The organism is Mesorhizobium sp. LMG 17147 (assembly GCF_024297145.1).
Taxonomy (GTDB): Bacteria; Pseudomonadota; Alphaproteobacteria; order Rhizobiales; family Rhizobiaceae; genus Mesorhizobium.
Genome location: NZ_JANCTC010000001.1, coordinates 341,095 through 356,575, shown reverse-complemented (window position 1 = coordinate 356,575; position 15,481 = coordinate 341,095). Strand labels below are relative to the sequence as shown.

The 15,481-nt window shown below is 63.4% G+C and carries 14 protein-coding genes; 8 read left to right on the top strand and 6 right to left on the bottom strand.

Features of this window, described 5'->3' with window-relative positions; genetic code table 11:
• Positions 1-32 precede the first annotated feature (32 nt).
• Positions 33-1,346, bottom strand: coding sequence for a guanine deaminase (gene guaD, locus NMG46_RS01815; protein ID WP_254816020.1), 1,314 nt, complete (start codon positions 1,344-1,346; stop codon positions 33-35).
• Position 1,347: 1 nt separating this feature from the next.
• The gene (locus tag NMG46_RS01810; RefSeq protein ID WP_254816019.1) at positions 1,348-2,565 is read right to left on the bottom strand and encodes a urate hydroxylase PuuD; all 1,218 of its coding nucleotides are present in this window, start codon (positions 2,563-2,565) and stop codon (positions 1,348-1,350) included.
• 139 nt (positions 2,566-2,704) lie between these two features.
• Here NMG46_RS01810 and NMG46_RS01805 point away from each other — a divergent pair, with 139 nt between their 5' ends.
• From NMG46_RS01805 to dps, 4 genes are all read left to right on the top strand, one after another.
• The gene (locus NMG46_RS01805) at positions 2,705-3,625 is read left to right on the top strand and encodes a LysR family transcriptional regulator (protein WP_254816018.1); all 921 of its coding nucleotides are present in this window, start codon (positions 2,705-2,707) and stop codon (positions 3,623-3,625) included.
• Between the two features lie 75 nt (positions 3,626-3,700).
• Positions 3,701-4,714 carry an LLM class flavin-dependent oxidoreductase gene (locus tag NMG46_RS01800; protein WP_254816017.1) on the top strand — a complete coding sequence of 338 codons (1,014 nt, stop codon included), beginning with the start codon at positions 3,701-3,703 and terminating at the stop codon, positions 4,712-4,714.
• On the top strand, positions 4,711-5,964 hold the full coding sequence (locus NMG46_RS01795) for an LLM class flavin-dependent oxidoreductase (protein WP_254816016.1): 1,254 nt from the start codon (positions 4,711-4,713) through the stop codon (positions 5,962-5,964). The genes NMG46_RS01800 and NMG46_RS01795 overlap by 4 nt, the downstream gene beginning before the upstream one ends.
• Positions 5,965-6,110: 146 nt before the next feature.
• Positions 6,111-6,599 carry a DNA starvation/stationary phase protection protein Dps gene (dps, locus tag NMG46_RS01790; RefSeq protein WP_254816015.1) on the top strand — a complete coding sequence of 163 codons (489 nt, stop codon included), beginning with the start codon at positions 6,111-6,113 and terminating at the stop codon, positions 6,597-6,599.
• An 8-nt stretch (positions 6,600-6,607) separates the two neighbouring features.
• On the opposite strand, the gene xdhC is transcribed toward dps, so the two are convergent.
• The 4 genes from xdhC to uraH form a co-directional block, all read right to left on the bottom strand.
• Positions 6,608-7,588, bottom strand: coding sequence for a xanthine dehydrogenase accessory protein XdhC (xdhC, locus tag NMG46_RS01785; protein ID WP_254816379.1), 981 nt, complete (start codon positions 7,586-7,588; stop codon positions 6,608-6,610).
• A gap of 62 nt (positions 7,589-7,650) precedes the next feature.
• Positions 7,651-10,002 carry a xanthine dehydrogenase molybdopterin binding subunit gene (gene xdhB, locus NMG46_RS01780; RefSeq protein ID WP_254816378.1) on the bottom strand — a complete coding sequence of 784 codons (2,352 nt, stop codon included), beginning with the start codon at positions 10,000-10,002 and terminating at the stop codon, positions 7,651-7,653.
• On the bottom strand, positions 10,002-11,483 hold the full coding sequence (xdhA, locus tag NMG46_RS01775) for a xanthine dehydrogenase small subunit (protein ID WP_254816014.1): 1,482 nt from the start codon (positions 11,481-11,483) through the stop codon (positions 10,002-10,004). Before xdhA ends, xdhB begins: the two co-directional genes overlap by 1 nt.
• A gap of 1 nt (position 11,484) precedes the next feature.
• On the bottom strand, positions 11,485-11,859 hold the full coding sequence (gene uraH / locus NMG46_RS01770) for a hydroxyisourate hydrolase (protein ID WP_254816013.1): 375 nt from the start codon (positions 11,857-11,859) through the stop codon (positions 11,485-11,487).
• A gap of 173 nt (positions 11,860-12,032) precedes the next feature.
• Here uraH and puuE point away from each other — a divergent pair, with 173 nt between their 5' ends.
• Genes puuE through NMG46_RS01750 form a run of 4 tightly spaced genes read left to right on the top strand, consistent with a single transcriptional unit; the run spans position 12,033 to position 15,471 of the window.
• Positions 12,033-13,466, top strand: coding sequence for an allantoinase PuuE (gene puuE, locus NMG46_RS01765; protein ID WP_254816012.1), 1,434 nt, complete (start codon positions 12,033-12,035; stop codon positions 13,464-13,466).
• A gap of 48 nt (positions 13,467-13,514) precedes the next feature.
• Positions 13,515-14,378: a bifunctional allantoicase/(S)-ureidoglycine aminohydrolase gene (locus NMG46_RS01760; protein ID WP_254816011.1), complete on the top strand. Its 864-nt coding sequence runs from the start codon at positions 13,515-13,517 to the stop codon at positions 14,376-14,378.
• Complete coding sequence (locus NMG46_RS01755) at positions 14,375-14,878, top strand: ureidoglycolate lyase (protein WP_254816010.1); 504 nt, start codon at positions 14,375-14,377, stop codon at positions 14,876-14,878. The genes NMG46_RS01760 and NMG46_RS01755 overlap by 4 nt, the downstream gene beginning before the upstream one ends.
• Entirely contained in the window at positions 14,878-15,471 is a 594-nt protein-coding gene (locus tag NMG46_RS01750) for a nucleoside deaminase (protein ID WP_254816009.1), read from the top strand. The genes NMG46_RS01755 and NMG46_RS01750 overlap by 1 nt, the downstream gene beginning before the upstream one ends.
• Positions 15,472-15,481: the final 10 nt, after the last annotated feature.

Here is a 15,481-nt window from a genome sequence, read left to right as displayed (position 1 = left end):
TGCCGCAAGGTCAAGCCGGTCGCATATGACAGCTAAACCGCCATATCCGTCTTGGCCGCGCGGCCGGCGACATAGACCTCGCGCACGGCGCGGTCGTCGCCGAGCGTCTGCAGCAGAAATAATTCCTCGGCGAGCGTGTCCGCCGTCTCGACCCGCAGCCGCATCGCCGGCGTGGCGCGGGCGTCGAGCACGACGATATCTGCGTCGCTGCCTTCCTCCAGGGTGCCGATCTTTTCCGCGAGCGACAGCGCCTCGGCATTGCCGCGGGTCAATTGCCAGAACGACTGGAGCGGATTGAGCTTCTCGCCGTTCAGCGCGATCACCTTGTAGCCCTCGTCCATGGTGCGCAGCATTGAATAGTTGGTGCCACCGCCGACATCGGTGGCGGCGGCGATGCGAAGCGGCTTCTCGCGGCGGCGATAGCGCTGATAATCGAAAAGGCCCGAGCCGAGAAACAGGTTGGAGGTCGGGCAGAACACCGCCACCGAGCCGCTATCGGAAAGCGCATCCGCCTCGCGTTCCGAGAGATGGATGCAATGGCCGAACAGGCTTCTGCGGCGGAGCAGCCCGTAATGCTCATAGACATCGGTATAGTCGCGCGCCTGCGGATGAAGCTGCTGCGTGAAGGCGATCTCGGCGTGGTTTTCCGACAAATGCGTCTGCATGTGCAGATCAGGAAATTCGCGGCAGAGCGCGCCCGCCATCTCCAATTGCTCGGGCGACGAGGTGATGGCGAAGCGCGGGGTGATGGCATAGTGCTGGCGCCCCTTGCCGTGCCATTCCTCGATCAACGCCTTGCTGTCGTCATAACCCGATTGCGGCGTGTCGAGCACGCCTTCCGGCGCGTTGCGGTCCATCATCACCTTGCCGGCGATGTTGAGCATGTTGCGGTCATGCGACTCGGCAAAGAACGCTTCGGCAGATTCCTTGTGCACCGAGCAATAGGCTGCGACAGTCGTCGTGCCGTGGCGCAACACTTCATCCAGGAACAGCCTGGCGATACGGCGGCCATGCTGGGCGTTCTGGAATTTGGTCTCTTCCGGAAAGGTGTAGGTGTTCAGCCAGTCGAGCAGCTCGGCGCCGAAGGAAGCGATGACCTGCATCTGCGGAAAATGCGCGTGCGCATCGATGAACCCGGGCAGCAGCAGATGTGGCCTATGGTCGATCTTTTTTGTTCCCTCGCCCGCCTTTCTCTCGACTTCGGCATAGGCGCCAGCGGCAACGATCCTTCCGTCGCGCATCAGCAAGCCGCCATCTTGCTCGTAGCGCCAGGCGGAATGGTCGTCGATAGTTTCTGGCCAGCGCAAAAACGACAGCGTGCGGCCGCGCAGGAGCGTGCTGGTCATGCTATTTCCCCGCGCCTTCGAACCAGGCTACCAGCAGCGCCCGTTCCTTGTCGGTGATCTGGGTGACGTTGGCGGGCGGCATGGCGTGGCTGCGTCCGGCCTGCAGGTAGATCTCGCCGGCGTGCTCGGCGATACCGGCATCGGTATCGAGCATCACGCCCTTGGGCGCGCGGTAAATGCCCTCGTAGGACGGCTCCGCCGCATGGCACATCGAACAGCGTCCAAGCACCGTATCACGCACGGCGGGAAAACGCGCCGAGGCGACGTAGACCTGTGCCGCCGAGGACGTTTTGACCTCGCCGGTCAGCAGCTTCGGTGCCGTCGACAGCCAGATGATGACGACGAACAGGACGGCGGCGGCCAGCCAGGTCCAGGTCGGATTGCCTTTGCGCGCATGCCTGGTGTTGAAATAGTGCCGGATCAGCACGCCGATGATGAACACCAGCGAGGCAATGACCCAGTTGAACTCTGTGCCGAACGCCAGCGGATAATGGTTCGACAGCATCAGGAACAAAACCGGCAGCGTCAAGTAGTTGTTGTGCAGCGAGCGCTGTTTGGCGATCTTGCCGTATTTCGGATCGGGCTTACGGCCGGCGATCAGGTCGGCGACGACGATCTTCTGGTTGGGGATGATGACCATGAAAACGTTGGCCGACATGATCGTCGCGGTGATGGCGCCGAGATGCAGGAAAGCGGCGCGGCCGGTGAACAGGTGGGTCAGGCCCCAGGCGATGAACACCAGCACGCCGTAGAGCACCAGCATCAGGCCGGTGTCGCTGTTGCCAAGCGGCGAACGGCACAAGAGATCGTAGACCACCCAGCCGACGCCGATCGTCGCCAGCGACAGCAAGATGCCTGCAGGCACCGACATGGCAAGCACATTCGGATCGATCAGGAACAGGTCCGCCCCGGCATAGTAGACGATGCACAGCATGGCGAAGCCCGACAGCCAGGTGGCGTAGGATTCCCATTTGAACCAGGTCAGGTGCTCGGGCATTTCGGCCGGCGCCACCAGGTATTTCTGCACGTGGTAGAAGCCGCCGCCATGCACCTGCCATTCTTCGCCGAAGGCTCCGGCAGGCATGCCCGGACGCTGGCGCAGCCCGAGGTCGAGCGCGACGAAATAAAAGGACGATCCAATCCAGGCGATGCCGGTGACGACGTGCAGCCAGCGCACGGCGAAACTCAGCCAATCCCAGAATATCGCGAAATCCATCATGAAAAATCGTCCCTGCCGATCGGCTGACTTTACGGGTTGGAGCGCAAACGGAAAGGGCCGAGACGCACGATGACTTTCAAAAAAAATTGGAAAATACTAGGCTGATCATACGCAGCTACATGAGAGCCACGAAAGCCGCATGGCCTATCTCGATAACATCGCCGTTTTCGTCCGTGTCGTCGAGCTCGGCAATTTGTCGGCGGCTGGGCGCGACATGCGCATTTCGCCGGCGGTCGCTTCCAACCGGATCAAGGAGCTCGAGAAGCATCTTGGCGTCAGGCTGTTCAACCGTACGACGCGGCAATTGATGCCGACCGAGCACGGCACGGTGTTCTACTCCGGCGCCAAGCAGGTACTGGATGCGGTCACCGAGGCGGAAGCGGCAGTCAGCGCGTTATCCGGCCAGCCGCGCGGCACGATAAAGGTGACAGCTCCGCTCGGCCTCGGGCGGCGGCTGGTGGCATCGGGCATTCCGGATTTCCACGACAGGTACCCCGATATCGAGGTGCGGCTCCGGCTTTCCGACCACAATGTCGACATCATGAAAGAAGGCATCGACGTTGCGTTCCGGCTGGGCATCATCGAGGATTCCAGCCTGAGAATGCGCGGCATTATGGAATGCGAGCGCGTGCTGGTGGCGGCCCCACAATATCTGGAGGCGCGCGGCGAACCGAGAGAGCCGCAGGAACTGATCGGCAAGAAGCACGATTGCCTGATGCTGCGCTATTCCGGCGCGCGCGAATATGTCTGGACGCTGCAGACGCCGAACGGGCCGCAAAAGTTCGAGGTGCACGGCCCCTACGATACCGATGATGGCGACGTGCTGACCGGCTGGGCGCTGTCCGGCCGCGGCATCATCAACAAACCGCGCTTCGAGGTCGAGCCGTTTATCCGCGACCAGCGGCTGAAGGTGATCCTGAGCAACACGCCGCCGACGCCGGTGCAGTTTGCCGCCGTCTATCCACACAAAAAGCTGCAGGATCCGAAGGTGCGGCTGCTGCTCGATTTCATGGCCGAGCGCTGCCAGCGGCTGATCCGGGATATTCTGGCCGGCAAATGATCGCCGGCTGGCCGGTTGCTTTCCGTCCGGCCGACGAGATAATTCCCAAGGAATCTCGCTCAACAGGGAAAAGCGATGGCCGACGGCGCCACAATGTGTCTCGCCGTTTCACTGTCTCCGGAAGCCGCCCCTTCCCATCCGCCCGGCGCCGGCCCGGACTTCAGTCTGCTGGCGCGGTTCGTGCAAGAAGCCGAAGCGGCCGGCCTGGACATGGTGTTGCTCGGCGATTCCGCGCCGGTTGCAAGTGGGCCGAACCGGCAAATGCGCTTCGAAGCGACGACCTTGCTGGCAGCGCTGGCTACGGTGACAAGCAGGATCGGCCTCGTCGCGGCAGCGTCGACGGTCGCCCACCAGCCCTACAATCTCGCGCGTCGTTTCGCCTCGCTCGATATTATCAGCCATGGTCGCGCCGGCTGGAACGCGAGCATGACGTCCGAACCGCGCGAGGCGGCCAATTTCAGCCGGCCGGAAGGGTTTTCCGGCGACGATTTCCGCCTGCGCACAGAGGAATTCATCGGCATCGTGCAAGGTTTGTGGAAAGGCTGGGACGCAGACGCGGTGCTGTTCGACAAAGTTGGCGGCCGCTTCTTCGATCCCGAGAAGATGCACCTTCTCGACCACAAGGGGGAATATTTTTCCGTGCGCGGGCCGCTCAACGTAGCGCGGTCGCCGCAGGACACGCCGGTGCTGGTCATGTCCGGCCTGTCCGAGCCCGCCATGGATATTGCCGCCCGCACCGCCGATGTCGTCCTGCTGGATGAGCCATCGATCGAGCCGGCCAAGTCGGGCGATCTGAAGCGCCGTGCGCTTACTTTGGGGCGCAGGCCGGAGGCGCTGAAAGTGCTGATGAACGTTACCGGCAGCGCCGAAACAACCGCAGCGCCGGACCTTTTTGCGGACAGGCTCGAAGAGTGCTTTCGCTCGAAAGCCTGCGACGGTTTCAACGTCGCCATGCCGTTCACATCGGCGCTCGACGATTTCGTCGGTCTCGTGCTGCCGGAGCTTCGCCGCCGCGGCCTTGTCCGGTCCGGGTACAGCACGACGACACTGCGCGCCCATCTCGGGCTTGCAGGGGAGGATCGGCAATGAGCGCCGGTCGGGGCCAGATGAAGCTCGGCGCCTTCCTGTGGGCGACAGGCCACCACATCGCCGCCTGGCGCCATCCGCAGGCGCATGTCACGGCCGGCATCGACATCGATCATTACATCCAGCTGGCGCGGACGGCGGAAGCGGCAAAGTTCGACATGATCTTCTGCGAGGACGCCGCCGGCGTGCGCGAGGCCAATGTCAACATCGCCAGCCAAACGTCGCGCTCGATCGGCTTCGAGCCGATCAGCCTGCTTGCGGCGCTCGCGGTGCAGACGGAGCGCATCGGCCTCGTCTCAACGGCGTCGACGAGCTATAACGAGCCTTACGGGCTGGCGCGAACCTTCCTGTCGCTCGACCATCTGAGCGGCGGCCGAGCCGGCTGGAACCTTGTCACTTCGGCCAGCCAGATCGAGGCCGCCAATTTCGGCTCGACCGGACTGCGCCCACATGCGGACCGCTACGAACGCGCGCGCGAATTCGCTGCCGTGGTTGCTGGCCTTTGGCAAGGCCAGGGTGGACACGAAGGCAGAAGTTTTTCGACGCGTGACCCGCTCGATCTGCCGCGCTCGCCACAAGGTGCACCGGTTATGGTCCAGGCGGGAGCGTCGGATGAGGGCCGCGATCTCGCCGCCCGGACGGCCGATGTGGTGTTCACTGCGGCGCAAACATTCGAGGAGGCAAAGGCCTTCTACGACGACCTCAAGGGACGGCTGGCAGCGCATGGGCGCGAGCCGGAGGACGTCAAGATCATGCCCGGCGTCGCGCCGGTCGTCGCGGCCAGCGAAGCGGAAGCCCGGGCAAAACATGATGAACTGCAGGAGCTGATACCGGACGATGTCGGTGTCGCGCTGCTTTCCAGCTATCTCAGCATATCCGATCTCGCGCGCTATCCCATCGACGGACCGCTGCCCGAGCTGCCGGTCAGCGAAGGCATGCAGAGCCGGCAGGCGCTTGTCATCGAGCAATCACGCCGCGACAAGCTGTCCATTCGCCAGCTTGCCCGTCATTTCGCCGGCGCGCGCGGCCATTGGCGCGTCGTCGGAACGCCCGCCCAGATCGCCGACGAGCTCGAGGCACGCTTCGAGGGCGGCGCGGCAGACGGTTTCAACGTCATGCCATCCTATTTTCCCGGCCAACTCGATGCCTTTGCCACACTAGTCGTGCCGGAGCTGCAGCGGCGCGGGCTGTTCCGTACGGATTATGAAGGCAGCACGCTGCGCGACCATCTGGGCTTGAAAAGGCCGGCGTAAACGACGAGCGGAACGAAGTCGGAGATCGCCGTTTTGGGATGCTGTGCCGCGCGGCGATGAGGGCGTCTGCGCGCATGTTCGATTGACCTTCCACAAACTTCGCCCTTTTTTAAACCAAGCGGACGCAACCGCCACAGGAGCCGATCATGGATGCCATCGCCACCCCCAACGACCTGCAATCCAATGCCAAGAAAGAGTGTATCGATCTTCTCAATGCCCGCCTCGCCGACGCCATCGATCTGGCCCTGATCACCAAGCAGGCGCACTGGAACGTCAAGGGACCGCAATTCATCGCCATCCACGAGATGCTCGACACGTTCCGCGAGGAGATCGACGGCCATGTCGACACCATCGCCGAGCGCGCCGTACAACTCGGCGGGACGGCGCTCGGCACATCGCAAGAGGTGTCGAAGGCGACTATGCTCGAGGCCTATCCAACCGACATCCACAAGACCCGGGATCACCTGGCAGCGCTGATCGACCGCTATGCCGCAACCGCCAAGCGGGCACGCGCGGCGATCGACGAGGCGGCTGGCGCGGGCGATGCCGACACCGCCGACATCTTCACCGCCTATTCACGCTCGCTCGACAAATTGCTGTGGTTCCTTGAGGCGCACACGCAGGAGAAGGAATAGCCAAAACGTCAGCCGGCCATCGCCTTGCGGCGAGGGGTTTTGGACTGAGCGGACGGTGCCGCCGCATGGCCGGCCAACGCCGTCATAATCTCGGCTGCGGCGAGTGCGGCGATCACCTGCGGGCGCTTGTCCTTAACGGCATCGCCGCCGATCGGCGAGACGAGGCGGGCAAATGCCGCCTCGCTTCCGTCCGCCGATTTCAGGAACCAGTTCCGGAACGTCGCCTTCTTGGTTCTGGAGCCGATCATGCCGACATAGGCGGCATCCCGGCGTTTCAGAGCCTCGGCAACGATCAGGAAGTCCAGCGCATGGTCATAGGTGAGGACGACGAAGGCCGATCCAGCCGGGGCTTCGCGCACCATCGCCTCAGGCATCGGCGTCAGCTTGGTTTCGACTGCTTCCGGCATGCCTTTGAGCGCCTCGGCTCGCGTCTCGACAACGACGATATGCACCGGCAGCAAGGCCATCGCCGAGGCCAGCGCTTGGCCGACATGGCCGCCGCCGAGGATGTAGACATGCGGTAGCTGCGCTTCCTCGGCTTCCGCCGCCGCAACCAGCTTGGCTTCAAGCGCGGGGTCGACCAGCTGGATCAGCAGCTCGACCCTGCCGCCGCAGCACTGCCCGATCTCCGGGCCGAGCGCGATGTCGAGGGTACCCCTCCCCCTTGAGGGGAGGGTGGCGGCGAAGCCGCCGGGTGGGGTCGCTGCGGCAGTGCTCGACGCACCGGCGGTGCCTTCTGAGACGACCCCCTCTGGCCGCTCCGCGGCCATCTCCCCTTCAACCGGGGAGAAAAGCATCTGCCGCGCTTTGTCGATCGCCATGTATTCGAGCTGGCCGCCGCCGATCGTGCCGAAAGTGGCCGATCCTGAGACGAGCATGAAGGCACCCGTCTCGCGCGGCGTCGAACCTTTTGTCCCGGCCACCTCAACTAAGGCGACCCGGCCGGCGCCGGCAAGAAAGGCTTTCAGGCTCTGCACTTTCGCGTTCATCATTTCGTGTTCCCTATCGGGAAAGATAGAGTTTTTCGGCCTGAATTGCACGTTTCCGGGATTCAAGTGCCGGTCTTGGCTTCCCGCTTCAGCCGTTCGATCGCCATCAGCACACGCTCCGGCGTGGCCGGCGGGTCGAGGCGTGGGCAGATCTTGTGGCCGGCAACGCTCGCCACTGCGTCCGACAGCGCATGCAGCACCGACATTGCGAGCGGAAAGGGCGGCTCGCCGACCGCCTTGGAGCGGTACACCGTCGGCTCGCCTGCTTGCGCCCAGTCGGCCAAAGTCACATTAAAAATCTTCGGCCGGTCCGACGCGAGCGGGATCTTGTAGGTCGATGGCGCATGGGTGCGCAGCCGCCCCTTGTCGTCCCACCACAGTTCCTCCGTTGTCAGCCAGCCCATGCCCTGGATGAAGCCGCCCTCGATCTGGCCGAGGTCGATGGCGCGGTTCAGCGAGCGGCCGGTTTCGTGCAGGATGTCGGTGCGCTCGACGATATATTCGCCGGTCAGCGTGTCGACAGAGACTTCCGAGCATGCGGCGCCATAGGCGAAATAGTAGAAGGGCCGGCCCTCGCCCTTGTCGCGGTCCCAATGGATTTTCGGCGTCTTGTAGAAACCCGCCGCCGAAAGCTGGATGCGCGCCATATAGGCCTGCCTGACGAGATCGGCGAAGGCGATCTCCTGGTTGCCGATGCGCACGCGGTTGGGCAGGAACAGCACCTGGTCGCGCGGCACCTGGTATCTCTCGACGGCAAAATTGGTCAACCGGTCCTTGATCTGGCGGGCGGCATTCTGCGCCGCCATGCCGTTGAGATCGGAGCCGGAAGACGCGGCGGTGGCCGAGGTATTCGGCACCTTGCCGGTCGTCGTCGCCGTGATCTTGACCTGATCGAGGTCGATCTGGAACTCTTCCGCCACAACCTGCGCCACCTTGACATAGAGGCCCTGCCCCATCTCGGTCCCGCCGTGGTTCAGATGCACCGAACCGTCGGTATAGACATGCACCAGCGCGCCGGCCTGGTTGTAATGGGTGGCGGTGAACGAGATGCCGAACTTGACCGGCGTCAGCGCCAGTCCGCGCTTGATGAAGCGGCTGTTGGCATTGAAAGCATCGATGGTGCGGCGGCGCCTCGCATAATTGGAACTCGCCTCCAGCTCGGCGACTATGCGGTGGATGATGTTGTCCTCGACCGTCTGGTGGTAGGGCGTGATGTTGCGGTCTGAGGTGCCGTAGAAATTCTTCTTGCGGATTTCGAGCGGGTCCTTGCCGACGGCAAACGCGACTTCGTCGATGACGCGCTCGGCGCCGACCATGCCTTGCGGGCCGCCGAAGCCGCGAAAGGCAGTGTTCGATACCGTATTGGTGTAGAGCGGCGCCGACTGCGCGTGCACCGCCGGCCAGAAATAGGTGTTGTCACAATGGAACAGCGCGCGGTCGGTGACCGGGCCGGAGAGGTCGGCCGAGAAGCCGCAGCGCGCCGCGAACATGAAATCTACGCCCAGAATATTGCCCTCGTCGTCGAAACCGACCTCGTAGTCGACGAGGAAATCGTGGCGTTTGCCGGTGGCGATCATGTCGTCGTCGCGGTCGGGCCGGATTTTCACGGCCCGATGATGTTTCTTCGCGGCGATAGCGGCCAATGCCGCAAACTGATTGCCTTGCGTTTCCTTGCCGCCGAAAGCGCCGCCCATCCGGCGGATTTCCACCGTCACCGCGTGGCTCGAAACACCGAGCGCATGGCTGACCATGTGCTGGATTTCGCTCGGGTGCTGGGTCGAGGAATAGATGGTGACGTCGTGGTCCTCGCCAGGGATGGCCAAGGCGATATGGCCTTCGAGATAGAAATGCTCCTGGCCGCCGATGCGCATTTTTCCCTTCAGCCGGCGCGGCGCCGCATTGATCGCAGCCGCTGCATCACCACGCTTCAGCGTCAGCGGCGGCGTGACCAGCTTGTCTTTCCCGGGATCGAGCTCGCCGATATCGGCGACGAACGGCAATTCCTCGTATTCGACCTTGGCCAGCCTTGTGGCGCGGCGCGCCTGCTCGCGGGTTTCAGCGATGACACAGAAGATCGGCTGACCGAAAAATTGCACCTTGCCGTCGGCCAGCACCGGCTCGTCATGACGGCCGGTCGGCGAAATGTCGTTCTCGCCTGGCACGTCGCTCGCGGTCAGCACATCGACGACGCCGGGTGCGGCGCGTACCGCCGAAAGATCCATGCCGGTGATGGTGGCATGCGTCGCCGTCGAAAGCCCAAGGCAGCCGTGCAGCGTGCCGGCCGGTTCCGGCATGTCGTCGATGTAAACGGCCGTGCCACTGACATGCTTGTGCGCGGAATCATGGCGCTGGTCAGTGGCGACGCCGCCGGCGATTTTTTGCGCCTTCAGGTTTGGCGTGGCGTGCTTGTTCATCATGCCGCCTCGTGCCGTGATACCTGGATCGGCGCCCGGGTGCCGGTGGTTTCGGCAAAGAAGCGCAGCAGCAGGTTGCGTGCCGCCAGCGCCCGGTATTCGGCGCTTGCCCGCATGTCGGTCAGCGGGGTGAAATCGCCGGCGTACGCGGCCATCGCCGCCTCGACCGTCGCTTCCGTCCAGGGCCCGCCCAGCAATGCCTTTTCGACGCCAAAGGCGCGCTTCGGCGTTGCCGCCATGCCGCCATAGGCGATGCGCACATCCGCCACCGTGCCATCCTCGGCGAGCTTCAGGAAAAACGCGCCCAGCGCTGCTGTGATGTCTTCGTCGCGGCGCTTGGTGATCTTGTAGACGGCAAATTTCGTCTCGCCGGCCGGCACCGGGACATGCACGGCCTCGACGAATTCGCCGGGCTGCCGGTCCTGTCGGCCATAAGCGATGAAGAAATCCTCCAGCGGGATCGTCCGCCGCTTGTCGCCGCGGCGCATCGTCAGGCGAGCACCGAGTGCGATCAGCGGCGGCGGCGTGTCGCCGATCGGCGAACCGTTGGCGATATTGCCGCCGATGGTGCCCATGTTGCGCACCTGCTCGCCGCCGATGCGATCGAACAGCGGGCCCAGCGCCGGGATGCGTCTTGCCAGCGTCGAGAAGGCCTCGCTATAGGTGACACCGGCGCCGATCGAGATGACGCCCTTGTCCTCGGAAATCCCGCACAGGCCATCGAGATTGCCGATGAAAATCGCCGGCGCAATATCGCGCATGTGCTTGGTCACCCAAAGGCCGACATCGGTCGAACCCGCGACGATGGTGGCGTCCGGCTCCTTGACCAGCACGCTGGCCAGATCGTCGGCATTGGCCGGCACGATCAGCCGCTTGTTGCCGGAGCCGATCTCGATGCGCGAACCGTCCTTCATCGCTTCGAGCTTGGCCGTAACTGCCTTGCGCTCCGCCGCCAGCGGATCCTTTGCCGCATTGCTGTAGCTTGAGATGGCACGTGCGGCACGCATGATCGCCTCGTAGCCGGTGCAGCGGCAGAGATTGCCCTGCAGCGCCTTTTCTATTGCCGCGTCCGACGGCTCCGGCGACCGCATCCACAGCGCATAAAGCGACATGACGAATCCCGGCGTGCAGAAGCCGCATTGCGAGCCGTGGAAATCGACCATCGCCTGCTGCACGGGGTGCAGCTTTCCTGCGCCGCCGCGCAGATGCTCGACGGTCACGACATGCGTGCCGTCTAGCGAGCCAAGGAAGCGGATGCAGGCATTGACGCTTTCATAGACCAGTCTGCCGGCCGAGAGCCTGCCGACCAGCACCGTGCAGGCGCCGCAGTCGCCCTCGGCGCAGCCTTCCTTGGTGCCGCGCAGCGAGCGGTCGAGCCGCAGCCAGTCGAGCAGGGTCTGGTCGGGTGCAACCGCGCCGAGCGCGACGTCCTCGCCATTGAGGATGAAGCGGATTTCGTTGCGTGTCTTGATCCCGGCCATCTCAGCTTCCCCGGTAGGTCGAATAGCCGTACGGCGACAGAAGCAGCGGCACATGATAGTGCATCGGCTCGGCCATACCGAAGCGGATCGGCACGTGGTCGAGGAAGGCCGGTTCCGCCAGTTTTGTCCCTTGCCCGCGCAGATAATCGCCGGCCGCAAAGACCAGCTCGTATTCGCCGGTGCGGAATTCCGCGCCGGCAAGCAGAGGAGCATCGCAGCGGCCGTCATCATTGGTGACAACGGTTTTCAGATGCGTCCGGGCCTGCCCGTCAAGATGATAGAGCTCGATCGACAGACCGGCCGCCGGTTTGCCGGCCGCTGTGTCGAGGACATGGGTCGTCAGGCGCCCGCCTTCGGCTTTCGACGTTTCCGCCACTGGCTGCTCCATTCCCTGAACGGTCGAACACTATTCATGAATTGTGCGCCAATTAAAGGCGATGCATAAGTCCCGGTCGAGCGGAGCGCGACAAAAACACTTTCAAAAATTTCGGGGGAATGCGCAGGCACTCCTTTCGACTATCCTGATCACAATTTCCGGCAGGAGCGAGAATGCGTTACGAACGAGACATGCGCGGCTACGGAGCCAATCCGCCGGATCCGAAATGGCCCGGCGGGGCGCATGTCGCGGTGCAGTTCGTCGTCAATTACGAAGAGGGCGGCGAGAATTGCGTCCTGCACGGCGACAAGGCTTCGGAGGCTTTCCTGTCGGAGATCGTCGGCGCCGCGCCCTGGCCCGGCCAGCGCCACTGGAACATGGAATCGATCTACGAATACGGCGCCCGAGCCGGCTTCTGGCGATTGCTGCGCCTGTTCAGCGAGGCACAGGTGCCGATCACCTGCTATGGCGTGGCCACGGCCCTGGCGCGTTCGCCCGACCAGGTTGCGGCGATGCAGGAGGCCGGCTGGGAGATCGCTTCGCACGGGCTGAAATGGATCGACTACCGCGACCATACCGCGGAAGACGAGCGCCGCGACATGGAGGCGGCGATCCGGCTGCATTATGAGGTCACAGGGGCGCGGCCGACCGGCTGGTACACCGGCCGCACCTCGATCAACACGGTGCGGCTGGCGGCGGAAGAGGGCGGCTTCGACTATGTGTCGGACACATATGACGACGAACTGCCCTACTGGTTCGAGCATGTGACACCGGACGGGTCGGCGAAGCCGCAGCTGGTCATCCCCTACACGCTCGACGCCAACGACATGCGCTTTGCCACGCCGCAGGGCTTCAATTCGGGCGACCAGTTCTTTGCCTATCTCAGGGATAGTTTCGATACGCTCTATGCCGAGGGCAAGGCAGGGCGGCCGCGCATGATGAATATCGGCCTGCATTGCCGTCTGGTTGGGCGGCCGGGCCGGGTCGCGGCACTGAAGCGCTTCATCGACTACGTCAAATCGCACGACAAGGTCTGGCTGGCACGGCGCATCGACATTGCAAAACATTGGCAGGCGACGCATCCGTTCCGGTTGCCGGCGCTGCGCCCGTCGAAAATGGAATTCGAGCCCTTCGTCCACACATTCGGCGGCGTGTTCGAGCATTCGCCGTGGGTTGCCGAGCGCGCTTATGGGCTGGAGCTCGGCCCGGCCCACGACAGTGCCGGCGGCCTGCACAATGCGCTCTGCCGCGTGTTTCGCGCAGCAAGCGAGGCCGAGCGGCTTTCCGTGCTCAATGCCCACCCCGATCTTGCCGGAAAACTGGCGCAGGCCAGAAGGTTGACGGACGAATCGGCCAAGGAGCAAGCTTCGGCAGGGCTCGACGCGCTGACCGAGAACGAGCGCGAGCTGTTCGCAAAACTCAATGCCGCCTACGTCACCAGCTTCGGTTTCCCCTTCATCATCGCGGTGAAAGGCAGGACCAAGGCGGAGATCCTGGCCGAGTTCGAAGCGCGTATCGGCAACAGCCACGACGTCGAATTCGAAACCGCCTGCAGACAGGTCGAGCGCATCGCGCTGCTCCGTCTCAAGGACATGCTTCCGCAATAGGCTTTGGCTGCCGCCATAGGCCCTGGCTTCCGCAACAGGCTTGAATTTATGGATATGACGAAAATGGCCGAGCGAACCTATTATGCGCCGCAGGGCGGACATCCCGGCCAGAGTGAATTGCTGACCGGTCGCGCTGTGTTCACACAGGCCTATGCCGTGATCCCCAAAGGCGTGATGCAGGACATCGTCACCAGCGCTTTGCCGTTCTGGGATGGGACACGGGTCTGGGTGCTGTCGCGGCCGCTGTCGGGCTTTGCCGAGACGTTTTCGCAATACATCGTCGAGCTCGCGCCCGGCGGCGGCAGCAACTGCCCTGAGCTTGACGCCGCCGCCGAAGGTGCGCTGTTCGTGGTGGAAGGCGAGCTATGCGTTTCGCTTGCCGGCAAGAAACATAGCTTAAGGCCGGGCGGCTTTGCCTTCCTGCCGCCGGCGAGCGGGTGGACGGTGCGCAATGAAAGCGGTGCCGCCGTCCGCTTCCACTGGATCCGCAAGACTTATGACGCAGTCGACGGCATCGACCAGCCGCAAGCGTTCTTCGCCAACGAACAGGACATCGCGCCGACGCCGATGCCGGGTACCGAAGGCCGATGGGCGACGACGCGCTTCGTCGATCCGGCCGACATGCGCCACGACATGCATGTCACCATCGTCACGCTCGAGCCTGGTGCGGTCATCCCGTTCGCCGAGACGCATGTCATGGAGCACGGGCTCTATGTGCTGGAGGGCAAGGCGGTCTACCGTCTCAACCAGGACTGGGTCGAAGTCGAAGCCGGCGACTATATGTGGCTGCGCGCCTTCTGCCCGCAGGCTTGTTATGCCGGCGGGCCAGGCAAATTCCGCTATCTCCTCTATAAGGACGTCAACCGCCACGCCAAGCTTGGCAGCGCCGGCCTCGCGAGACCTACACCATGACGCGGATCGTCGCGCGGCCGCTGACCCGCGAGAATTTCGCCGAATTCGGCGACGTCATCGACATGGGCGGCGACAACCATTATCCGATCAATGGCGGCAAGGCCGAGCGCTACCACGACCTCGCCACCGCGGAAGCACGAGGGCCGAATGCGCGCGTGCTGATCTCGATGGTGCGTGGCACGCCCTATGAGCTGCCGTTGAAGCTGACCATGGTGGAGCGACATCCGTTCGGTAGCCAGGCCTTCATCCCGCTGTCACCACGGCCGTTCCTGGTCGTCGTCTGCCATGATGGCGAGGAAGGACCTGGCGAGCCGCACGCCTTCATCACCGCGCCCGGGCAAGGCGTCAACTACCCGCGCAATCTGTGGCACGGCGTGCTGACGCCGATCGGCGACGTCCAGGATTTTGTGGTCGTCGACCGCGGCGGCGACGGCTCCAACGTCGAAGAGTGCCATTTCTCCCACCCTTACGAAATCCATCTTCCCGACGAGAGCCGGTGATGACCGACATTTCGCTGATCGATCGTCTGCTCGATGTCATCGAGCACGACATCGTGCCGAAGACCGTCGAAGGCGTCGCGCACGGCAACAAACTGTTCGGCGCGGCGATCCTGCGCAAGGACGACCGTTCGCTGGTGCTTGCCGAAACCAACAACGAGATCGAAAATCCGCTCTGGCACGGCGAGATGCATTGCCTGAAGCGCTTCTACGAAATGCCTAAGGCCGAACGCGTCGATACCAAGGACGCGATCTTTCTTGCCACGCACGAACCCTGTTCGCTCTGCCTGTCGGCGATCACCTGGACCGGCTTCGACAATTTCTACTATCTTTTCAGCCATGAGGATTCGCGCGACAGCTTCGACATCCCGCACGATCTGAAGATCCTGAAGGAGGTCTTCACCCTCGATCCCGGCGGCTACAATGCCGAGAATGCCTACTGGAGGAGCTTTTCGATCCGCAAATTGGTGCGATCGCTGCCTGAGACCGAACGCAAGCGGCTGGAAGCGCGGATCGGCACAATATCAGCGCGCTATGACGAATTGTCCGCCGCCTATCAGGCCGGCAAGGACGAAAACGACATTCCGCTGAATTGACGCGGATTGA